Origin of the sequence: Burkholderia sp. ZZQ-2 (assembly GCF_050768715.1) — a bacterium.
Lineage (GTDB): Bacteria > Pseudomonadota > Gammaproteobacteria > Burkholderiales > Burkholderiaceae > Burkholderia > Burkholderia cepacia.
Map to the genome: position 1 here is coordinate 1 of NZ_LDVA01000387.1, position 23,196 is coordinate 23,196.

General features: G+C 56.5%; 15 protein-coding genes and 1 pseudogene. 14 read left to right on the forward strand and 2 right to left on the reverse strand.

Annotated features, from left to right (window positions below; genetic code table 11):
* The first annotated feature begins 342 nt into the window (after positions 1–342).
* The 14 genes and pseudogenes from ABY44_RS40340 (at position 343) to ABY44_RS40405 (ending at position 20,877) form a co-directional block, all read left to right on the forward strand.
* Positions 343–2,631 carry a hypothetical protein gene (locus tag ABY44_RS40340; protein WP_431643643.1) on the forward strand — a complete coding sequence of 763 codons (2,289 nt, stop codon included), beginning with the start codon at positions 343–345 and terminating at the stop codon, positions 2,629–2,631.
* 1,839 nt (positions 2,632–4,470) lie between these two features.
* Positions 4,471–5,076, forward strand: coding sequence for a hypothetical protein (locus tag ABY44_RS40345; protein ID WP_124919379.1), 606 nt, complete (start codon positions 4,471–4,473; stop codon positions 5,074–5,076).
* Between the two features lie 11 nt (positions 5,077–5,087).
* A complete protein-coding gene (locus tag ABY44_RS40350; RefSeq protein WP_124919380.1) occupies positions 5,088–8,015 on the forward strand; it encodes a matrixin family metalloprotease in 2,928 nt (975 codons plus the stop codon).
* Positions 8,016–8,102: 87 nt separating this feature from the next.
* The gene (locus tag ABY44_RS40355) at positions 8,103–8,918 is read left to right on the forward strand and encodes a sulfotransferase family protein (RefSeq protein ID WP_124919381.1); all 816 of its coding nucleotides are present in this window, start codon (positions 8,103–8,105) and stop codon (positions 8,916–8,918) included.
* A gap of 29 nt (positions 8,919–8,947) precedes the next feature.
* Positions 8,948–9,562: an adenylyl-sulfate kinase gene (cysC, locus tag ABY44_RS40360; protein WP_200094990.1), complete on the forward strand. Its 615-nt coding sequence runs from the start codon at positions 8,948–8,950 to the stop codon at positions 9,560–9,562.
* Between the two features lie 35 nt (positions 9,563–9,597).
* On the forward strand, positions 9,598–11,736 hold the full coding sequence (locus ABY44_RS40365) for a type I secretion system permease/ATPase (RefSeq protein ID WP_279607991.1): 2,139 nt from the start codon (positions 9,598–9,600) through the stop codon (positions 11,734–11,736).
* A gap of 5 nt (positions 11,737–11,741) precedes the next feature.
* Positions 11,742–13,160, forward strand: coding sequence for an HlyD family type I secretion periplasmic adaptor subunit (locus ABY44_RS40370; protein WP_124919392.1), 1,419 nt, complete (start codon positions 11,742–11,744; stop codon positions 13,158–13,160).
* Positions 13,150–14,604: a TolC family protein gene (locus tag ABY44_RS40375; RefSeq protein WP_226129878.1), complete on the forward strand. Its 1,455-nt coding sequence runs from the start codon at positions 13,150–13,152 to the stop codon at positions 14,602–14,604. The genes ABY44_RS40370 and ABY44_RS40375 overlap by 11 nt, the downstream gene beginning before the upstream one ends.
* A gap of 2 nt (positions 14,605–14,606) precedes the next feature.
* Positions 14,607–16,019 (forward strand): alpha/beta hydrolase family protein, encoded by a 1,413-nt coding sequence (locus ABY44_RS40380; RefSeq protein ID WP_124919383.1) that lies wholly within the window; start codon positions 14,607–14,609, stop codon positions 16,017–16,019.
* A gap of 189 nt (positions 16,020–16,208) precedes the next feature.
* Positions 16,209–16,841: a hypothetical protein gene (locus ABY44_RS40385; protein WP_054928400.1), complete on the forward strand. Its 633-nt coding sequence runs from the start codon at positions 16,209–16,211 to the stop codon at positions 16,839–16,841.
* Positions 16,838–17,152 (forward strand): annotated as a pseudogene (locus tag ABY44_RS40390) (hypothetical protein); the annotation flags it as partial. The gene ABY44_RS40385 and the pseudogene ABY44_RS40390, both read left to right, overlap by 4 nt.
* A 186-nt stretch (positions 17,153–17,338) precedes the next feature.
* On the forward strand, positions 17,339–17,827 hold the full coding sequence (locus tag ABY44_RS40395; RefSeq protein WP_054928399.1) for a Mov34/MPN/PAD-1 family protein: 489 nt from the start codon (positions 17,339–17,341) through the stop codon (positions 17,825–17,827).
* A gap of 4 nt (positions 17,828–17,831) precedes the next feature.
* The gene (locus ABY44_RS40400; protein ID WP_175804056.1) at positions 17,832–19,232 is read left to right on the forward strand and encodes a hypothetical protein; all 1,401 of its coding nucleotides are present in this window, start codon (positions 17,832–17,834) and stop codon (positions 19,230–19,232) included.
* 394 nt (positions 19,233–19,626) lie between these two features.
* On the forward strand, positions 19,627–20,877 hold the full coding sequence (locus tag ABY44_RS40405; protein WP_080982014.1) for a patatin-like phospholipase family protein: 1,251 nt from the start codon (positions 19,627–19,629) through the stop codon (positions 20,875–20,877).
* Positions 20,878–21,450: 573 nt separating this feature from the next.
* On the opposite strand, the gene ABY44_RS40410 is transcribed toward ABY44_RS40405, so the two are convergent.
* Both ABY44_RS40410 and ABY44_RS40415 read right to left on the reverse strand, forming a co-directional pair.
* Entirely contained in the window at positions 21,451–22,698 is a 1,248-nt protein-coding gene (locus ABY44_RS40410; protein WP_011548571.1) for a citrate synthase family protein, read from the reverse strand.
* 60 nt (positions 22,699–22,758) lie between these two features.
* Positions 22,759–23,151 (reverse strand): VOC family protein, encoded by a 393-nt coding sequence (locus ABY44_RS40415; protein ID WP_011548570.1) that lies wholly within the window; start codon positions 23,149–23,151, stop codon positions 22,759–22,761.
* Positions 23,152–23,196 lie beyond the last annotated feature (45 nt).

A 23,196-nucleotide genomic window follows, 5' to 3' on the forward strand; every position in this document is an offset into this window, starting at 1 on the left:
CGTCGACGTTTCCTCGCAGATCCGGTCGCCAGCACATTAGAGCCAAGGCAGCCGGGTAGGGCGACCGGGGGCAGACTGGACGCCGCCTTCGAACGCGTCAGCGACGAGGCCGAGCACGAATGGCTCCTGAATTAGCACCACCTTGCGTATCCTGCAACTGATCTTGTGCTTGAGTGTTCTGAACGACGCCGATGTCACTGCATCACGGTGGAAGAGGGAGTGGCTCGATCCGTCAGCCGACTACTGCCGGGTGCACCACAGCCTGCTCGAGACTGTTCCACAATCGATTTTTGCCAGAGCTCCGAATTTCGACGCCGCGCTGCGGGCGATATCACGTTATCGATGCCCACCGCTCAGGCTGAGCAAAACATTGCGCTAGCAGTATTAGTGAACATTGCTAGCACTCCTTTGGGCGCGGCTAGCATTGATTGTGAACTTCTACAGCAGGCGCCAAAGGTGCTTCGCGATATTGTTACCGTGTCGCTTTCCCTCGACGATCCGTCCGACATGGACAGAGTTGTGAGCGCAGTACTTCAGGTAAAGGGGCGCGAGCACAGGCTAGCCGAGCTATGCAATGGCGCGCTGTCAGATGTTATCGCCGCCGCAGTTGAGCTGGATATCGTCAATTCCGAATGGGATGCACTGGATGGGAATGTGCCAGCCGTCGAGGCGCACGACCAGAACCAGTATCACGACGGATGCGTCCATTTGTGCGTCGTACTCTCGGCGCTCATCGCGAGACTCACACCGGTGGATCCGGAATACGCTCGCTCGCTGGCGCAATCATGGAAGCGTATGCCCGGCCTCCTAGGTCTGCGAATGTGGGTCAACGCGCTAAGGCTCACACCGCTTTTCACTGCCGATGAAGCGGCTTCCGGGATTCTCGAACTGCCGGAGAAGGCTTTCTGGTATATCAACCGGGAACTGGTTTTGGCAATGCGAGAACGACTCGGCGAAGCCCAAGAAGGGGCGGTCGCGAAGATTGTCTCGCGTATTCTCAGGGAGTCGCCCTCACTTTATCAGGACTACCCGGTCGAGGGTGCCGACTGGCGTCCGCAGGCGAAAGACTACCGGGTTTGGCTGATGCTAACCGCGATCCGGCTTGCTGGCGCGTTGCCAGCTGAGGGGCTCGCAGAACTGGACGCTATCGCGTTACGTTACCCTTTCATCACCGGCGATTATGAGGAAGCCGATCTATTTGGAAGCTATTCAACCGGAGTGCATTCAGTACAGGGTGACCCGGCTCCGCTGATCGACGCCGAGCCCGATGACAGACTTCGCGTCGCGCGGACGTTACGTAACGATCGCGACTTTTCGTCCAGATTGAGTTGGTCCACGTACTGCGCAGCACAACCGGCCGCGGCGTTTGAGCTCCTGAATGCAGCGGCACTCTCGAACGAGAACCTCGACCTCTGGAACGATTTTTTGGAGGCGCTCACGACGCTAACGGTGGTGAGAACCGAGGTGAAGCCGGACACAATGGGCCTTGTTCGCCGGGCATTTGATCGCCTTTGCGCCGCTGAAGATGACTTTGTAGCTCCCCTGTTGTCCGCGCTGAGCTATTTGCTCAGGGCATATACAAAGGTTTCGGAACGATACTGCGCGGGCCAGTGGTGGGACCGATTGTGGAGACTCTGCGAACAACACGAGGAACCCCTTGCGGAAGACGACGCCGGTAGGTTTTACGACCGGCTGATCAATCGTGCGTCAGGACGACTCGCGGAGCTTCTGCTACTCAGGTTCGACCACCGCAACGCGAATGGTGCAATTGCCGGGGATGACCGTCAACGGCTCGCGGTGGTAATCGGGTCCGACACAGCGGCCGGATGGTTCGGACGTGGTGCGTGCGCATACAACGCGGGCTTTATCCTACATACGGATTGGAGGCTTGCGTTGGGACCGCTCAGGGAACGACTGTCCCGTGATGACAGCGAGGGTATTGCGCTACGATCGGTGCTGCTGGGTGGCGCCCCGCTGTCGTTCGCCGCGACGCGGGCCTACAAGCGCCCGCTGTTCAAGGCGGCGATCGAGGCAGGTACGACCACCGGACATTCCGCCGTGCACGTTGCTTCCAGGTTTCTGCATCCTCTGGTTAGCTGGCGGATGAGTCCGGGCACCGGGAAGCCGCCTATTTCCACGGAAGAGGTTCGCCGCCTCCTATACAGTGCGTCGCATACCGTTCTCGCCGGCGCCGCGCAGTGCATGCGAATCTATGTTGCGCAGATTGGGCACTCGCCGGAGCGCACCTGGCGCGCTTTTGTCGGTCCGATCTTTCATGCGGTCTGGCCACGCGAGGCGCGGTTTAAGCGAGCGTCAGTTTCGAGCGACCTTGCCGCGCTGTGCGTCGGCACCGGAGCGGTGTTCGAAGAAGCATTCTTGAGTATCCGCCATTTTCTAACGCCACTGGATGGCGGTGGTTACGCAGTATCGCAGCTTGAGGAGTCCTCGATGGAAGGCACTGGAGCCCATGCCTGTTTGCAGTTCCTTTGGATCCTACTGGGTCCGGGGGCCAGCGGCCGTTCAACGGAATTGGCAACGATACTCGATAAGCTCGTCGCGATATCTCCCCGGCTCGAAGTCGACAGACGACTGCAGTGGCTGGAACAAAACCGAGCGATACGTTTTGAATGAAAGTTTGCGTGCGGAGGGTAGAGGCGGGAACCGGGAGTAAAGTCCGGCCCGGTTCGCACTGTACGGAGCAGTCCAGCATTCGGGTGTCACAAATTGAATGCTGGGCGACCCGTAGGGCATTCGTCCGTAAGGGCACGCGGCCGCTGTCGCCGTCCTCGATGCCAAGTCTGGGCTTGCCGCGGTCCGCGTGCGGCAGTCGACGGTCGCGGAATCTCGCTGACGACCGGCCCGCGGCTATTGCTTGAATCCGCGGCGATTGCAATCCGCTGCAAGCGAGTTATTCACGATTAATGGCATAAGACCTTGATCTATCGGCTCGGGATGGCTCGCGCGAGCGTCGACTACCGATGTCACCTGTGCAACGGTCCTACCGGACAGACAGGTGTTGTAGAGTTCGTTGAACTCCGGGGTTGGCGCGAAAAAGCGGACGGTATCGAGTGCTCCAGCAACGTAGGTTTGCCGCTGCTCGACCGGAAGGTCCTTATACTGCTCCGGCGAGAAAGCTTGAGCTAGCTGGCTTCTCGGCGCCGCGGAGGCGGTACAAATGACGCCTGCTGTAGGCGTTCATTATTAGCGCTAGCCGTGTTCAGAAACGTTGCTAGCGGAAATTCTCAAAGAAGCCTCGGCGAACAGGGACTTTTTGAAGCTTTCTGGCGGCTGCTTGGCCGTTGCGTTTCTGCAACAGAAACTTGGCCAATGTTCACTAACGTTGCTAGCACGTTGCACGTGTCGCGTGGATTGATAGGGATCCATATGGCTTCGATCGAAGAGCGGGCCGCTCGAGCAGCGAAGATTGCGTCCGTGCTTCGACTGCTTGGCAACGGCGTGCTTTCCCGGCAGCAGGCTGAACGAGCAGCACAGCTATTAGGCGCTCACTGCACCACCGTATATCGCCTGCGTCGACGTTTCCTCGCAGATCCGGTCGCCAGCACATTAGAGCCAAGGCAGCCGGGTAGGGCGACCGGGGGCAGACTGCATCACGGTGGAAGAGGGAGTGGCTCGATCCGTCAGCCGACTACTGTCGGGTGCACCACAGCCTGCTCGAGACTGTTCCGCAATCGATTTTCGCCAGAGCTCCGAATTTCGACGCCGCGCTGCGGGCGATATCACGTTATCGATGCCCACCGCTTAGGTTGAGCAAAACACTACGCTAGCAGTATTAGTGAACATTGCTAGCGCTCTGTTGAGCACGGCTAGCATTGATTGTGAACTCCTACAGCAACCTCCGGAGCCGTTGAATTACAAAGGTTGCCTTCGAGTCCAATAATTACAAATAACCTTCTATTCCGATGTATCTCGAAAATCACGAATTCTTAAACATAGAAAACTACCAGGAATTAATCGGTTTAAACGTCGTGACCATGTCTTTCAAATACCACCTATTTTTCTAACGAAAGGCAAAATGAAATATTATGTAACGTAAACGTTACGGGATGTTTCGTATGAGGCGTTGCTGCTGGCGGCGCCTGCTGATAAATTGATCGGATCAATCAGTAGAAAATTCGGCGTTCCGCTCACTTTCGATTAATGGATGGTGTAGCGCTTGAGGATATTTGGTGTCGTTGATAATGCTTCGATTGGCAATAATGTAGTAGTGATTGTTTCTGGTGTGGTGTTGAAAATTGATCTGCGGGACGAATCCTGCGGAAGTTGAGAATGAATTCACGGGCTCCGAGCTCAGTGCGGAGCTGATGAGGAAATTTTTAGGCTCATTTTGCAATTGAAACTGATTGCGCTCCCGTGAATCAATGTCGCTAAATTCTTGGTTGGTGTAGATGCTTGCTTAAAAGCGTTAATTTCCGAAAATTTATATAAGATCATCAGAAATTATTGAATAATATGAAATACAGCCAAATAAAAATTTCCCTTTCAATCTTCGGGGTGATGCTTGTGATATTCGGGTTTCAACAAGATGCTCGAAGTCAAAATTTAGCCGACGAAAGATCGCCCCTGTCTCGAATCCATGAGGTGGCTGATCAAGCAGATCTTTCCAATCAATCTCTCTTTTCTCGAATTATCGGCATGAAGATGGAAAGTGGGCAAGTGATCATTGCTCCATTTTCTTTCGAACGATGTGGAGTGGCATCGCCTCCAGAGCGACCGGTGACTATTCGGCAATTTATTTACCATGATGTGCCATGGTTTTTGGATTCGAGTAAAAATGGGAGACTGCCTTGTTCTGCAAACTATGTTGAGAAACTGGGCAATGACAATCGGATTGAAGCGGTTTCCGCAAAAATTTCCATTGATACGACGAAGATTTGCATTACACAGTCAGACATTGTGCAAAACTTCCAATCGTCGAGCAAGAGCTCAGAATATGTGCCATCGGGATTTGCATATCGCTATCTCGGAAAGGGTGGAGTAAATGTCTGGTTCCTGTCCTCCCTGAATAACATGGCATCAAAGTGCACTGAAACGATACTTTTTCAGCAAAATTTTTAAGGGGTTTGCAAATGAGTCAAATCAATGGAACTGAGGCGATTTGGGGTGGAAATCCTCCCTCTCAGGCCGTTTTGAACATGATAAATAGTAGTTCGATACTGGTGGGATCGATTAATAAATATGATTCGGACATTGCGGCAGGAACCGTTGCGCCGATCGGAGCATATTTGCCGGCGAATTATTTGAATAATCCATTTTCCAATGGAAAGGAAACGATTGTTAATCCTAACAATCAGGTGCAAATTCTTCTTGGATTGAAGATTTCTAATCCGCAAGATACCAGCCCGGCCGACTACGTCTCCGCTCTTACCTGGGAAATGGGGAAGTATGCAAATTTCACTACTGGTCAAAGCTTATATAATTCTATTGCGAACTTAAATCCAGGTGATCAAAATTATGGAAATGCAGCCGCAGTTGTAGGTATGGCAACTGAAAATATGTCGGCTGCTTATAGTTATCAAGTCCAGCAACAAATCAAGGCGGCGACCGGAAGTGCTTTTACTATTGATGGCGATGGGTCTGGATACGCAAACGGTCGAATTCAGCAAGCACTTGATAGTGCTTGGAGTAGTCAAAACTTACAAAATGCTTCCTCGGCAGACGCTTTTTCTGCGCTGACTCAGGCGGCTTCCAGTGTGATGGGGACTTTCCCGGCCGTCAGTGGACAGAGTTATCCTGAGTTTTACCAAGCAAGTCCTGGTGCCCTCCAGGATGAATACGGCCGCGCCAGTCTTGATGGAATCAAAACCAATCCCCCCGATCCAGACAATGGATTGGTGGTTAATTATTCGAATGGAAATTTGTCTTCGGCCACAATTTCATTTGCTTCGGGCAATTCTGAAATAATGACTTTCGCTGGGAGTCAAGTTAGTTCGGCACTATACAAGGACGAGAACGGGAATGTCATATCGAACATTTCTTACGTACATAATTCGGATGGCAGCTATTCGGCAACGATGACGGATGGCACCGGCGCTGTAGTATCAACGCAGCAGTTCTCAAGTAACGGCTCAGAGGTCGAAACTGTTACGAACGTCAGCACTCCAGTTGATGTGAGCGCATCTGGTGTCACTTTAACCACCAACGCCAATACGATCGACGTGAACGGAGCAGACTACGACACGACGATCCTCAATGGCGGCCACGTAATCAACGCCCAAGCTGGCGATACTTTCCAGCTTACCGGCGTCGGTTACAGCGTGAACTTGTCGGCAACCGGCGCTGCATCGACAGTGACGTTCGAGGCAAATTCAGGGGGCACAGTCAACGGCTCGAACGCTGCGATTAACGGTCAGGGCAACGATACGTTCACGGTGAACGGATCGAATGATTTTATTGCGAATGGAACGAACAGCTCGACGGTTATTAACGGCAGCAACGATACGTTGGCCTCTCTGGGAAGTGGTAGTGCAGTCAGTGTTCAAGGACAAGGCGATGCTATCGACGGATCAGGTAGCACGATTTACGGCAAAGACAGCGACTCCATTACCGTGAACGGTTCAGGTGACACGGTCACGGACGGAGCGAACAGCTCGACGGTTATTAACGGCAGCAACGATACGTTGGCCTCTCTGGGAAGTGGTAGTGCAGTCAGTGTTCAAGGACAAGGCGATACTATCGATGGATCAGGTAGCACGATTTACGGCAAAGACAGCGACTCCATCACCGTGAACGGTTCAGGTGACACGGTCACGGACGGAGCGAACAGCTCGACGGTTATTAACGGCAGCAACGACACGTTGGCCTCTCTGGGAAGTGGTAGTGCAGTCAGTGTTCAAGGACAAGGCGATGCTATCGATGGATCAGGTAGCACGATTTACGGCAAAGACAGCGACTCCATTACCGTGAACGGTTCAGGTGACACGGTCACGGACGGGGAAAATAGTACTACCATCGTTAATGGAAGTAACGACACGCTTTCATATGTTGGCGGTGGAAGTACTATTGACATTTCTGGTCAATATGATCATGTCGATGGCAATAATGACACTGTTAACTTCTCCGGAACAGATACTGGAGATATAGTAGATGGCACTGACGATACTGGTGCCGGCTGGAGTGGAGTCGACTACGTCGATCAAACGAGCTCGGATCCTTTTAGTGGCGGCGGTTACGGCGGTTACTTCGGCGGCTATGGTTTTTCGGGTGATCGAAGTACCGTGCAAAGCAAGCTGGCCAGCGATGTAACCGCCATCGCACAGTACGACCAGAATCAAGGGAATGCCGCTGCCGCTAATGCTGCCAAGAGCGGGTTCGCCCAAGCAGGTGAAATGTCTCGAGACGCTGCCACCTCTGCTGGTTCCGGTCCTAACGTGCTCGAAGGCGCTCGATGGGACGCCACCACGATCACCTGGAACTTCGACAGCGCCAATGGCTCGCAAGACGGACAGTACGAGAAAGAGGTCGAGCAAGCCTTTGCGACATGGGCAGCAGCCTCCGGACTCAAGTTCCAGGAGGTGTCGAGCAACGCTTCGGCCGATATTTCGATCGACTGGGCTGACCTGAACACGGCCAGTACCGGCGAGGTCGGCTATACGACATTTAAGGCGTCTCAGGGTGTCATTGCCTCGGGGGTAAAGATTGAACTCGAATCCCCGACGCAGGATGCGCTTGCCAATGGTTCGGTCAGCGACCAAATCTACACAGGGACGGACGCAACCTTCTATCAGACCGCGTTGCACGAAATCGGCCACGCACTGGGACTGGCAGACAATGCAGATTCGAGCTCAATCATGAACTACGACCTAACTTCGTCTAACCGGTCTCTCGACCAGACCGATATCAACGCCGTCCAGGCCCTGTACGGATCCTCGGCACAAACCGCAGCGTTGATTCAAGCGATGGCGGGGCATGCTCCTTCCTCTTCGGTGACCAGCACTTCGATCGCTTCAACAGAACAGACATCGCAGCATGTTCAATTGCTAGCCGGAGCTCACTAGCCAGGGTACCGCTACCTCACGTCTGCGGGCGACGATGTTCTGTCGCCTGCGGAACTTGATATCTAGAACCAAAATACAAGATATCCAATGATCACAAAGTTGCATTTAATTTCGGGGCTGCCGCGCTCGGGGTCGACGTTGCTCTGCGCTTTACTGCGTCAGAATCCCCTCTTTTCCGCTGCTATGACAAGTCCCGTCGCCATGCTTTGTGGAGCGGTTCACGGTAAGATGTGCGGTGGAGAGTTCAGTACATTTTTCGACGACGACAGACGAACGAATATTCTGCGAGGAATATTCGACTCTTACTATCCCAGCGTCACCGGCGACCAGGTTGTTTTTGATACCAATCGAACATGGACTGGCCGAGCATCGTTGCTCGCCGCCTTGTATCCTCAGGCGCGCATTATCTGCTGTGTCCGGGAAATCGGATGGATTATCGATAGTGTGGAAGCAATGTTGGCCAAAAATCCACTCCAACTATCGAGGATGTTTAATTTTCAGCCAGGTAGTTCCGTGTATGCGCGTGCAGAATCCTTGATGGAGACGGAACGCGGCTTGATCGGGTATCCCTGGAGTACGCTCCGTGAGGCATGGTTTGGCGTAGAGGCAAAGCGCCTTATTCTCGTTTCTTACGATCGATTGGTTCGGGAACCCGAGAAAATCCTGAGATCGATCTATCGTGAAATTGGCGAGCCTTGGTTCGATCACGACTTCGAAAATGTAGTCTATGACGAGCCGGACTACGATGCTCATCTTGGCATGCCCGGGTTACACAAAGTGAGGAGCAAGGTCGAGTACCAATCTCGGAAGCCATGTATCCCGCCAGATCTTTTCGTAAAATATGCTGGAACGAGCTTCTGGGAAAAACCAGAACTCAATACGCGACAAGTCACATTGTTATGACTGAGTATCGAAGTGAACGATTGGATGCAATGCCATTAGATCTTGCCTCTAATGCGGATAAGTACACTGCCAACTCTGTTTGCTATTGGCTTACCGGACTGCCGGGAGCGGGAAAAACTACGCTCGCTCGAGATTTTTCACAATCTCTAAGATCAATGCAGATTTCGGCACTCGTGCTGGACGGCGACGAATTGCGAGCCGGTTTGAATTGTGATCTCACATACAGTCGTGAAGATCGAGCCGAAAATATACGCAGAGCCGCCGATATTTCAAAAATTCTAATCGAGGCCGACTTTACTGCGATAGTTGCACTTGTATCGCCATATCAAGAAGATAGAGAAATGGCTCGACAAATTATCGGCGTCGATCGATTTCTAGAAGTGTTTGTCGATGCACCGATAGAGACATGTATGAAGCGAGATCCCAAGGGTTTGTATCAACGCGCTCTATCTGGTTTGCTTCCGGACTTCACGGGCGTGACAGCGCCGTATGAGAAACCCGTCTCTCCAACCTTGCACATTCCTACAAGCGTATATACGGTTGCGGAGAGCTTGGGCATTCTGTTGAGTCATTTCGAACATCGCCGGGTACGCCAGTCGAAGTTCGATACGGGTTCTCGACCGGATCCGATCAGGGCGTCGTAGAAGCGACATTGCAGCAATTGATAGAGGCACGGCAAGTGAACGCCCCCGAAAAAAACGAAGAATTTTCACACGCTCCGATTGACTCGGCATTGAGTTGCCTGGTCACCATTGCACGATTCCACGGTATCGCTACAGATGTCGCTCAACTTCGCCACGCTGCGGCTCAAGGCGACCAACCGTTCGATGCCGACACATTGATCTTGTGTGCTCGCTCGATCGGTTTGAAGGCTCGCCTTGTGCCGCTACGGATCGATCGACTAGATAAGTCGCCACTGCCGGCGCTATGCCTCGACAAAGACGGCCAGCACTTCATCATTGCACGTCGTGACGGACTGTCAGTGCTTACGTTCGAAGCTAATGCAACCCAACCTACGCTCCATTCGTTGGAGGAGATAACCCATCGCTCGACGGGAAGCATGCTCCTTTTCACCTCCCGAGCGTCCCTCACGGGCGAACTGGCGAAGTTCGATTTCTCATGGTTCATCCCGGCTGTCGTTAAGTACCGAAGATTGCTGCTGGAGGTGCTGGCGATCTCCTTTGTCTTGCAGATATTCGGTCTCGTGACACCATTGATGTTCCAGGTGATCATGGACAAGGTACTCGTCAATCACACCTACAATACGCTGGCCGTCGTCGGGATCACACTGTTTCTCAGTTCAACGTTCGAAGTCGCGTTGACCGGTCTGAGAAACTACATCTTCTCGCATACCACGAACCGGATCGATGTCGAGCTCGGCGCACGACTCTTCAAACACCTGATCGCTTTGCCTCTGGCGTACTTCGGTGTACGCCGTGTTGGAGACACGATCGCCCGTGTTCGTGAGCTCGAAAGTATCCGAAACTTCATGACGGGCCAGGCACTGACAGCCGTCATTGATCTGTTCTTCTCGATCGTGTTCATCGCCGTCATGTGCTTCTACAGTGTATGGCTCACAATTGTGGTCGTGCTCTCCCTGCCGATCTACGCTGGCGTGTCCGCTTCCATCGTTCCGGTCTTGCGTCGCCGACTTAACGAAAAATTCGCACGAGGTGCTGACAATCAATCGTTCCTCGTCGAAACCGTATCGGGTGTCGAAACAGTCAAGTCGATGTCTGTCGAGCCCCAGTTCGCCAAGAAATGGGAAATGCAATTGGCCGCATATGTCGCATCCGGATTTCGTGTGACGCAGCTCGGCAACGTTGGCCAACAACTGATTCAGTACATCGGCAAACTCGTCTCGTTGGGAACGCTCCTGTTGGGCGCCAAGCTCGTGATCGACGGCAAGCTGACGATCGGCGAACTGATTGCGTTCAACATGATGTCGCAGCGTGTTGCTGCACCTGTCTTGCGACTCGCTCAGCTCTGGCAGGATTTCCAGCAAGTCGGAATTTCCATGAGCCGTTTGGGAGACATCCTAAATACCCGCACCGAGTTACGCCAGAGCAGTCAATCGATGCCTGCGATCAAGGGCGATATCCGATTCGAGCGCGTGCGTTTCCGGTACCGTCCGGACGGTCAGCCAGTCTTGGACGATGTGTCGCTGGACATACGAGCGGGTCAGGTCATAGGCATCGTCGGCCGATCGGGATCCGGCAAAAGCACACTAACCAAGCTTCTACAACGTCTCTACGTGCCCGAACACGGGACCGTGCGTATCGATGGCGTCGACCTGGCGCTCGCTGATCCTGCGTGGCTTCGCCGGCACATCGGTGTCGTGCTCCAGGAAAATTATCTGTTCAACCGATCGCTCCGAGACAACATCGCTTTGGCGGACCCCGGTGCGCCGATGGCAGCCATCATGCACGCTGCCAAATTGGCAGGGGCTCACGAGTTCATTTGCGAACTCCCGCAAGCCTACGACACGCTCGTGGAAGAACACGGCAACAACCTGTCCGGTGGGCAACGACAGCGCATCGCCATCGCCCGTGCACTGTTGACCAATCCTCGCATCCTTATTTTCGACGAGGCGACCAGTGCGCTCGATTTCGAGACTGAGCGGGTCATCCAGAACAACATGCGAGCAATTTGTGCGGGGCGCACGGTGATCATTATTGCCCACCGCCTTAGCACGGTTCGACTTGCTGACCAGATCGTTGCGATGGACAAAGGACACATCGTCGAACGCGGCACGCACGAGATATTGCAGTCGACTGGTGGTTACTACGCCAACTTGCTGTCTCTTCAGGCAGGGTGATGACAATGTCGATTCGTTTACATGCATTTCTTGATCTCTTGCGCCGATATCGATCCGTTTGGGCGGCGGCATGGAAAATCCGCCATCAGCTCGATGGTCCTGCCAAGCTTGAATATGAGCTTGCCTTCCAGCCCGCTCATCTTGAGCTGGTCGAAACACCCGTGCACCCAGCGCCTCGCTGGACTGCCCGATTGATCATGCTGCTTGCTGCAGCGGTTGTTTTGATTGCCTGCTTTGCAAAACTCGACATTGTCGCAACGGCGAGCGGGAAGCTCGTTCCAAACGCAAAGGTGAAAATCATTCAGCCGGCGATTACGGGCGTGGTCAGGGAGATAGCTGTTCAGGATGGTCAGCGAATCAAGGCCGGAGATCTCCTCGTGAAGCTCGACACGACACAAGCGGCAGCAGATGAAGATAAGGCGAAATCGTCCAAGCTGGATGCGGCGTTCGCTGCCGCTCGATCGCAAGCGCTGTTGACGGCCCTGCAAGTGGGTAGAGAGCCGGAGGTCGCCAAGATCGACGGTGCCGCTCCTGAACGTCAGGAAGAGGCACAACATCTTGTTGATGGCTCATATCGTGAATATGAAGACAAGCTGAATGCAGCTCGAAGCGAACTGACGAAGCGTGAAGCCGAACTCGACGGCACCAGGCAGGAAATTGCCAAGCTGACGGCTACCGCACCGCTGGCACGTTCACAAGCGAACGACTATAGGTCGCTGTCTGCCGACAAGTATGTCGCAAAGAACGACTACCTCGACAAGGAGCAGACTGCATTGAACCAGGAGCACGAACTAGCGGCACAGCGCAGCCATGCACACGAACTGACGGCTGGCATAGCAGAGCAGCGAGCGGACATTGCGCAGACGGTCTCTCAATTTCGCCGAGAACAACTCGATGATTTGGAGAAGGCTACCGAACAGTTGAGGCAGAGCACCAATGACGAAACCAAGGCCCACACTCGTCAAGCTCTGCTCAGCTTGACTTCCCCGGTCAGCGGCACGGTTCAGCAACTCGCTACGCACACGCTGGGCGGCGTCGTCACAACCGCTCAGGCGTTGATGGAAATCGTTCCTGATGATGCAGTTGAAGTCGAGGCTACTGTCGAAAACAAAGACGTGGGTTTCCTGAAAGTCGGGCAGCGGGCAGCGGTCAAGCTCGATGCGTTTCCCTACAGTCGCTACGGCATGCTTGAAGGGACGGTGGTCGATTTGTCAAACGATGCTGTCCAGGACAAGAAGCTGGGACTCGCCTTCACGGTGCGTATTCGCCTCAAATCGGACCGCATGCGCATCGACGACCGGTGGATCGCATTGACGCCTGGCATGACCGTGAAGGCGGAGATCAAGACGGGCAGGCAAACCGTCGCTCAATATCTGCTTGGCCCGCTTGTCGAAGGCGCTCAGGAGAGCATGCATGAGCGTTAAGTCATCGACGTGGATGGTGATCGCCGCAACCGCCGTGATATCCATCATCTCGCCTACGGTCCATGCCTTCGATCCGTTACGGGCTGAACAAACGATTCCTGTCAGCGCGGCCGACGACATGGTTCCGGCCAACGGCACCTGCGAATTCGGTCCATTGAGCCACCCTTTGGCACTGGAGGATGCGGTCGAACGCGCTCTGTGCCGCAATCCTAAAACCCGAGAGGCGTGGGCGGACGTCAAGGCTCAGGCGGCGGTGGTCGGCGTAGCGAGAGCGGCGTACCTGCCGACCCTCACCGTAAACTGGCAAGGTGTTCGGGACAGTTCCGTCACCGACATCACCGACCATCCGGCGCTCAGCTCAAATTACTCGGCAACCGTTCGCTCTGAAGGTGTGTCTCTCAATTGGCTCCTATACGACTTCGGAGGGCGAGAGGCGGCGCTGAAGAATGCCTCGTCGTTGCTGGAGGCCGCGCAAGCAACACAAAACGCCACGTTGCAATCGACGTTTGCTACGGTCGCCAAGGATTACTACGCAGCGCAAGCAGCACATGCGGCTCTCGATACAGCTCGAGAAATCGAGGTAATGACGAGGCAAAGCGCTGCAGTAGCGCAGGCCAAAGTCGACAAAGGGGTGGCGCCCATTACTGATGCATTACAGGCGCAATCGCAGCATGAGCAGGCGTTGCTGAATCTCGCCAAGGCGCGCAGTGACGCTCAGTCGACGATTGGCGCGTTAGCTGTAGACATGGGCTACGATCCGTCCGCCGTAACGGACGTGCCCGCCGTCACGGATACCGCGATCCCCGGCAAGACTTTTACCGAGACTCTCGCACGGTTGATTGCCGAGGTGAAGCGTACACATCCCAGTGTCGTGGCCGCACAGGCGCAGTACGATGCGGCTATGGCGAAGATCGTTCAAACCCGAGCACAAGGACTGCCGAGTCTCAATCTCGTCGGGAAATACAATCGAGACAACCAACCACAAAGTTTGGGGCTTGGATTGCCGACCTATCCATCGACTGGTCACGACGCCTATATCGGCATACAGGTAACCATTCCGATATTCGAAGGCTTCGGAAGGAACTATCAGATCGACCAAGCCCGGGCAGAAGCCGAGCGGCAACAAGACGCTCTCGAAGAAACTCGGAACAAGGTTGCGGTGGACGTCTGGGACAGCTACTACGCCCTGGAAGCGGCATCGGAAAGCGCTTCGCATAGCAGTTCCTTGTTGACGATCGCTCAACAAGCCTATACCGCGGCCGAACACCGCTACAACGTTGGCGTTGGTAACATCCTCGAATTGCTCAATACACAGACGATGCTCGCCAATGCGAAGGAGCGTCGGATTCAAACGTTGACAGACTGGGACAACGCTCGGATCGATCTGGCCTCCAAGCTTGGACGTTTGGATCTGTCGTCTATCTCTCCCCTCGGTGCACCTTGAAAATGTTCAAGACCTGGAAATTGTGTTTGCTCATCGCAATCGCTTATCTGTACGCGTATGTGCCTCTGGCGCATGCAGAAGATGCGGACAGCCTGAAGGCACCTGAAGCGGTGCTGAGCCATGAAAAAGTGATCGAGATCCCAAGTGCGGACGGTAACTCAGTCATGCTTCAAGCGACGCTTGACATACCCGATGGTCCCGGTCCGTTTCCGTTGGTCGTGATGAACCACGGAGCAAATGGAAGTGTGCCGCCGCCGGATCAGCCTCGATATCACCTGACATTTTCTGCGTACTATTTCTTGTCGAGAGGGTATGCCGTCGTTCTGCCGATGATGCGGGGCTACGCTGGTTCTCAGGGGCATCTTGTGCATCACGGCTGCGATTATGCAGCAACCGGTATCGAGGATGCCCAAGATATCAAGGCAGTTATCGACTACATGAAAACTCAACCGACGATTGACGGATCCAGGATCGTCGTCGCAGGGCAGAGCTTTGGGGGATGGAATACGCTTGCGGTCGGGACGATGGATGTGCCCGGCGTGCGAGGGCTAGTCAGCTTTGCTGGCGGCATGAACGAATCGGATTGTCTCTTCTCCAGTCAATCGTTGATCAAGGCAGCGGGAGAACTCGGGGCGCATAGCAAACTTCCGTCGATCTGGTTTTTCGGGGACAACGATAAGGTGTTTTCGAGAGACACGTGGCATGCCGAGTATGAGCGCTATGTATCAGCGGGAGGATCTGCTGAGCTGGTGGCGTATGGTGCTTTCGGCGAGGATGCGCACAACATGCTCGGGTCGGCTAAAGCGCTTCCGCTCTGGGTGCCGAAACTCGATGCGTTTCTCGCACGGATAGGCATGCCTCATATGGAGGTCAACCCTGAGTACATGCCGACCCCCACTCCGCCAGCGAGTGGTTATGCTGCCATTTACGATGTGGGAGCCTTGCCGTACATCGGCATCGCTGGACAAGCGTACTACAAGAAGTTTCTCGAAAGGCCGTTGCCCCGGGCATTTGCGATCGGCCAGCATGGAGCAGCGTCGACGAATGGCGGATTCGATCCGATTGCGCATGCAATGAACTTGTGCAATCAACGTGGCCCTGGCTGTCGCATCTATGCAGTGGACAACACTGTAGTTTGGACTAGACCGACACCAGTTCCTCCGCCCAGCAACTTTGCCAAGCTGGACGATGCGTCAGCGATTCCGTACGTGAGTGATAGCGGGAGAGCCGGATATCAAAAATTCCTTCAACTTCCTCGACCTCGTGTGTTCACCATCGCACCCGATGGAGGCTGGGACTTTTCGGCTCTCGGCCCGGATCCGGTTAAGTACTCGCTAGACCATTGTGGTCAACACCATCAGGGATGCAAGATTTATGCGGTCGATAGTTCAGTCGTGTGGCAGGGAACGAAATAGTTGCTAGATTGCCGTAGAGCAAATTAATTCTGTCACTCCAGAATCCCCACGGTTCAAGGCATCTGGCACCTGAGTTGACGACTTTATTGACAGTCTCACCAAAATAATGTCGTCAATTCGCATATGTCCGGATTAAATTTGTCAACTCCCGTCATGGACTTCGAAGCCCGACCGTAAGGCTCTGATCTTATGGACGATTCCCGGCACGCGATGCGGCCGGTTACGACGCCGCGCCCGCGCGGTGCACCCCGGCTGGACGCCTTCAGCCTCAAACTCAATCGCCGACTGACGCTGTTCCAACGCGGCGCGCCTGAACTGTGGCTGCTGATCGAAGCGGATCCGGCGGTCCAATCGTTTTGCGAGCGGCCGGGTTACGCGCAGCTCAGCGGACAGCGCTACCTCGCCGATTTTTGGGTCCGCTATGCCAACCGCGAAGAGTTGGTCATCCTGTCCGATTCGCTAGCGGAAAAGCCGCAACCAGCTGCGCGCCCTGATGACGAACTCAAGGGCATACCCATCCGTTTGGTGACATCAACCGACCTCGCGGCCGCACGCGCCTGGATCGATAATTGGCGGCACATGCTGCCCTGTCTGGTCGCGGCGCGCGGGTTGGTCTCGTCTTCGCTCCTACGCGCAGTCGAAATTTTCGTGACGATACCGCATACCTTGCTCGAGATCGAGCGCGAGTTCTCGGTCGGCGATCCGGCGCTGGTCCGTGCGGCGGTTTTCGGGCTCTTGCATGCAGGGCACGTCGACGCGGTCGACCTGCGTACCGAGCCGCTGTCGTTGCTGACGCGCTTCGCCGCAACCGAGGCGACATGATGGCACGTCGCAAGGCGGAATTTCAAACGCTGGATCCGTCGACCTGGCCGACCGTCGCGTGGACCGAGTTCGATGCTGCCGAACGGGAATCGATCCGGGCGCGTACGACAGCGATCGAGCAGTATGCGCGCGGCGCGCCGATCAAGGAGATCGAGCAGAGCACGGGCGTCAAGCGACGACAACTTTATCGCCTGCTCGAGCGCGCACTCACAGCACATCCAGACGGGCGCCTCTGTGGCTTTCGCGCGCTGATCTTGCACTCACGCGTTGCCGATTACGTCCGCTTGAGTCCGGTGAAACTGAACGGCGATCCGGTTCTACCGTTGCGTCAGTGTTCAAGGTCGCCGGATGGGCCGCGCCTGGTCGTGGTTTCTATCACCATTACGACCGGCTCGCGATTCCGGGACACCCCTGGACGAAGGATGCATGGAATCCGACCGTGAAGCTGACTGATTTCATCACGCTCATCTATCGTTGGCTCAACTGCGAGGACTATCTTGGCCAATAGCGACCAGATCGAAATCCCGCTCATGCTGTGGCGTCGGCTGGTGCGCCAGCTCGCTTCACGTAGCCGCGGCCGACGGGAATCCGGAGCGTTTCTCCTCGGTCGGCAGAATGCCCCCAAGCGCCAGGTCGTCGATTTCATTTGCTATGACGATCTGGACCCCAAGGCGCTGAGTCACGGGATCGTCGAGTTCCATCGGACGGGCTTCTCCTCTTTGTGGGAAGTCTGCAACAGGCGCGGGCTGCATGTGCTAGCTGACGTGCATACGCACCCGACGCCGGATGTCCGGCAGAGCTCGGTAGACAAAGCCAACCCGATGATCCCGATCGCCGGGCACGTCGCCTTGATCCTGCCGAGCTTCGGCGACACGTCGTTGTGGTCGCTTTCGAGGGTGGGCATTCACCGCTTTCTCGGGAAGCGCCAGTGGCAGTCTTTCGACGCAGGGAATGCGAATGCCCCCGTGCGTCTCTCCTTGTGGTGATGCAATGATCGAAATATCGGAGCTTCCAGGCAATTTGTCCCGTATCGACAAAATCTGGCTTGACCGTGACGGGACCGCACCGAAAGAATCCCGGATCGCACGTGCGGCTCGCCGATTGCAAATCGTAGTCGGCGCCGACGTTGCAAATTCCCATGCAAAGCAGGTGGCGCTCCTTACGGTGGTAAATCTCGCCGTAAAGTGCTTTGCTGCTCCGGTGCAGGTGATCGCGCCGGACAGCGTATGGGCGGCACGGACACTCGTGCGCGTCAGCTTGCAGTCGACGCTGGGGAACGCGCTGGAGGAACTCGGTGGGCAGCGTCACCTTGAAGGCGTCGATCCCGACCGGGTTCACATCCTGCTGGGTGATGCGAACCCGCGAAGGCTTTCCCTACGCATTACCTTTGATGGCTGGAAAGTGAGTGTCGGGCCTGCGGCGCAGGTCGCGCGGCTTCCTGAGCGTCCATGGTGTGCGCTGGCACCGCTTGCCGCTGCAGCCGTGGCGGTGGGCGAGGTGTTTGCTTCGTTCGCGCGTATTAGCGTAGCGGCTGCACGCCGCGCCATCGGATTTTCGTTGTGGCGACCGGACTTGCCGGATGATTCGTCCGACTCGATTGGGGGCGCCATTGACGAAGCCCCGGTGGAGCTTTCCTGCTTCGGGTTGGGCCACCTTGGACAAGCCTACCTTTGGGCACTCGCATGTCTGCCGCTTTCTACCACCAAAGGCTCAAGAATCTATCTATGCGACGACGACCTGGTCGAATCGCCGAATCTGGAAACGGGCGCTCTATTGAATGGCGACACGCTCGGACACCCCAAGACCCGTGTGGTGTCGGAATGGCTTATGAAGCGCGGATTCGATACCCGGCTGATTGAGCGGTTCGTAGATGGGAATTATCGTCGAAGTGATCGTGAGCCCGTGATTGCGCTGTCGGGATTCGACGACAACGAGGCGCGTCAGTGGTTAACCCAAGCGGGCTTTCCGTTGATCTTCGATTCGGGCTTGGGCGGCGAAGTCGGAACTTTCGATTCCGTAGCTGTGCATACGTGGCCGAACCGGCGGCCTGCGGCTGACTTGTGGCCACTTGAGAGCGCGCAGGCGCGCCGGGAAAGGGAAGAACGGGCGCGTCGCCGGGCGGAGGCGAACCAGGGCTACGGCGCGCTTGCGCCGGACGAATGCGGTCGCGTTCTGGTCGCAGGCAAGTCAGTCGCGGTTCCGTTCGTCGGCGCTGTGTCATCTGCTTTTGTTCTATCGGAGATGCTGCGCACGCTTAACGCTGGCCCTGCCTTCTATGACGCGAGGTTTAGGGTATGCGCGCTCTCTGACCGCTCCCTGACCGCATCGCTACGGTCCGGGCAGGCAGATCCCGTGAGCGGCATTCGTTGCCAGCAACTCGCTTGTTCCTGAGATCCTCGGAGATCAGCCAGACTGAATTTATCAAAGGAAGCTTCGTGGCCGAGACACAGCATCTTGTCGGACGCATGCATATAGCGACGTCGAAAGGCTGCTTTGGAGAAGTCCGAAGGTCGCTTGTGGGTCGATCTGCGCCGGTCGTGCGTCACAGGGCGGCGGCCGGCCGCGTTCGGCCAGGAAGCGACGTTTGATCGGACGGCTGCGTGGACGTTCGGCCGGCGGCTGTGCCCCGCAACCAGCCATTTCGACCATGATGGTGGCCGGTGCGTCTTCGGCCAACGTCCGTCCGCAATATGTAAAATTCCCGGACCGTCGGGCAATCTGCCCTTTGCTTCAGCAGAGCTGTCGTAGCTTGCTGCGCAACAAAGAATAATCGGGGTGCGAGAAAGTGAGTGATTTTTGGAAGCATGAGGCACGTGGGGCGATAAATGGAGACCGCTGGCAGTCCTGCATCTGTATCCAGGGAGGAGGGGCGAAAGGGGCTTGGGAAGCGGGGGTCCTCGCCGAGCTTATCGAGTCCGGAGCGATTAAACCTACTGCGATGTTCGGCACCAGTGCGGGTGCGATTAATGCACTATGGGCATCTACTGCGCCCACGGACAAGGTGGCGGCGCACATGCTGAGCCACTGGCTGGCGTTCGCCCGTCGAATTGCGCTTGTCGCGAGTTGCTTTTTGGGGGGGGTGTTTCTTACGGCGGCTGCGCTTGTAGCAAGCCGCTGGCTAGCGTTCCCTGGTTGGATCGCGGTTGCTGGACGCTGGTATTTTCATCTGCTTTTGTGTCTTCTCCTGCTGCTACCGATTTTGGGATTCACCGCACGGCTGCGCCTTATCGACCGAATCCCTGGAGTTTTCCCGATTCGCTGGGCAGCACGGATGCTGCCAAGTGTCGAAACCTGTGCGAGCTGGTATTGCTATTTCTGCATGGCGGATGTGGCGGTCAACGAGCAACCCCCGGCATGGGATTGGGGGAGACTAGCTACGTTCTCGATCGCCAAAGGGAACAGGCATGCAGAACTGATGCAAGGCGAGCATCCCCCTTTGGACGCACGTATCGCGGCGATGACATCGGCTGCGTTGCCGGGATTATTTAGATCGCTGCGAGTTGGCGACCGACGGTTGCTCGATGGTGGCTTGGAGGCGAACCTGCCGGCTGGGTACATCATGTCAAACGGTACAGCGGGTGGTAACAGCATTATTTGCATAGTCCCCAAACCGCTGAGCCTACTTGACGCTGAGAATCATGTTGACTATAGGGTTCTTCGTTTCCTTCACGATATCTGCGCCGAACAGCAAGAAGGTCGCAGTAACCCTGCCGCCTCAATCGTTGGGGCAAGTGTGCGGTATCCGGTGTTGGTGATCGCGCCGAAAGAAAAATTGCAGTCAGGGCTAGTCGGCGGCTTCTTCCGACCCAAACTGTTGCGCGCGGAGTTTGAAACTGGTCGGCGAAGTGGAGTGGAGATGAAGATCGCGATGACGTGCTTCGAGAGGGGCAGTGAAACCGCTCTGGATGGCTATCTGTTGGAGACACTTTCATTACCCCCGATTGGAGAGCACCCTCCGAGTCCCGGCTTGCTTGCTCTGTGGATGAACGCTCGGTGGATTGTCAAAACCCCATCACTTGCGTCCTTACTCGATTAGGGCGACGCGCACGGAACTACTCAGCCTCACGGCCCTCATTGAAGTGAGCCATCAAGACCCGACTACCCACAGTGATAGAAGCCCACACTATCGCGCTCAGCCAGATTGATCAATTTGGTGGTTCATTACGGTCCCGATGATTGAGTGGATTTAAGAACAAACGTCCCAGTTACTGGCCCAGCGCGGTCTCGTCAGTTCCTCTACGCGGGTGACCGCTCCGGCCGATGAAGCGCCCATCACTCCGCGGAGCAGTGGCAGTTGCACTTTGAAAGCGGTCGTTACAGTTATCTGAGCCAGTACGGCGGCTCAGGGTCGTTCAGAGTCGTTCGCGGCGCGCCAGAATGGCCATTCGCTGTCTCGTACAGCTCCTGACGTTGGGCTGCATGCGCAAGCAGGATAGGGAACCTTATCGCTACGGTACGATTGTCGGTTCAAGTTCAGGTTTGGCACAACGCGTGACCGCCACTGACGGCGCCGCGGAGGAGTTGACACCGGTCTTCGCAGCCGCGGCCAGTGACAACTTTTATTCGCAAACGGAGATAATCTAAATCTGGTTTACGGTTGTCCGGCAGGTTACTCCACCACCTTGAACAGGCGGTTCTTGTTGATCACGCCGACTTTCGTCTGTTTGCCGTCGTCGTCAGCGGCGGGCCGCAGATGCCGATCGTCGAGCGTCGGCCCCGTATAGCGGCTGCGCGGCCGGATCACCTTGCCGACGCGCAGCTGCTCGATGCAGTGTGCGAGCAGTCCGACGCTGCGCGCGATCGAGAACAGCCCGAACGCCGCATCGCGCGGCAACTGAAGCTGCACCGACAGCATCGCCAGCGCGACATCGATGGTCGGCCGCTGGCCGGTGAGCGTCGTGACCTTGTCGACGAAGTGCGCGAGTTCCGTCGGCGGATCGAGCCGCGCAAGCAGCGCGTCCGCGCGCGGATCGCCGTCGGGGTAAAGATGATGGCCGAAACCGGGAATCGGGATCGCGGACTTCAGGTGATGATCGACGACGCGCTCGGCACCCAATCGTTGCACGTCGTCGAACACCGCACGTACGCGTCCCGACGCGTCGCCGTGCAGCGGCCCCGACAACGTCGCGAGCCCCGTCAGCAGGCAGCCTGCCAGCGACGCGCCGGTCGATGCGGTGATGCGCGCGGCAAATGCCGAACTCGTGATCTCGTGATCGGCGACCAGCACCATCGCGCGGCGCAACAGGTCTGCGCCATGGCTGTCGAGGCCCCAGCCGGCCGCGAGCCGCTGATGGGTGTGAAGCGGGCTTGCGCCGGCATCGTCGTGCGCGCCGAACGCGCGCGACACGATCGCGACGAGCTGCCCGGCCTCGATGTGCAGTGCGCTGTCGAGACGGCCGAGCGTCGAGTGCCCGTGCGCGGCCAGCGTCGCGAGCATGGTGAACGCGCATTGCCGGTCTCGCTCGCCGGGCGGTAGTGCCAACGCGGGCGGATCGAACGACACGGGCGTGGTGGCCTGCCAGAGCAGCGCGGCCGTCTCCTCGAGCGTGGCGGTGTCTGCGAGCTGAACGCTGTCGCGCCCGCGATACCACGCGCGTCCTTTCGAGAACGTGGTGATGCCGCTGTAGATGCACGGCTCGGCGCCAAAGATCGTGCTGGCCGCGAGCGCCGCTCGCTTGCGGCCGACCTGTTTCTTGCGGCACAGCGCGACCACATCCTCGGCCCGATACAGGCTCTTGCGCGGATCGTCGGGATCCTGCATCACGGCAATGCTGCCGCGGCTCGCGTACGCGTAGACGGTCTGCGCCCGCACGCCGAGCCGCCGCGCCGCTTCCGTCAGGGTGATCCAGTTCTGCATGGGGAGTCGTGATGAGGATGCGGCCGGTGCGCGGCCGCTTGCGCCGACTATAGACCGGGTTCAGTTGAATGTCATCTCGGCCGGGCGCCGCTCCAGCACCTCGACGAGGATGTCGCCGGGCGCGCGCACGAAACAGCCGCGCACGCCGGCGCGGATCCGCGTGACGGGCTGGACGATCTCCGCGCCGTTGTCGACCAGATGCGCGTAAGCCGCATCCAGATCCTCGACAAGCACGCCCAAGTGGTCGATCCCTTGCATGCGCGCGCCGTCCGGCACGATCGCCGGACATGCGTCCGGCAGCGCCGTGATGAAGAGGTTGATCGCCCCGATCCGCAGGTCGACGCGGCCGGGGCGCCGCACAATTTCGGCGTTCAGGCAGCGCGCGAACCACGCGGCGGTGGCCTCGGCATCAGCCGAGCAGAGTTGCAGGTGATCCCATTTGAATTCGATCATGGTCGTGTGCGGTACGTGCAGTGGAGCGTAAAAGGGGGCGAACCG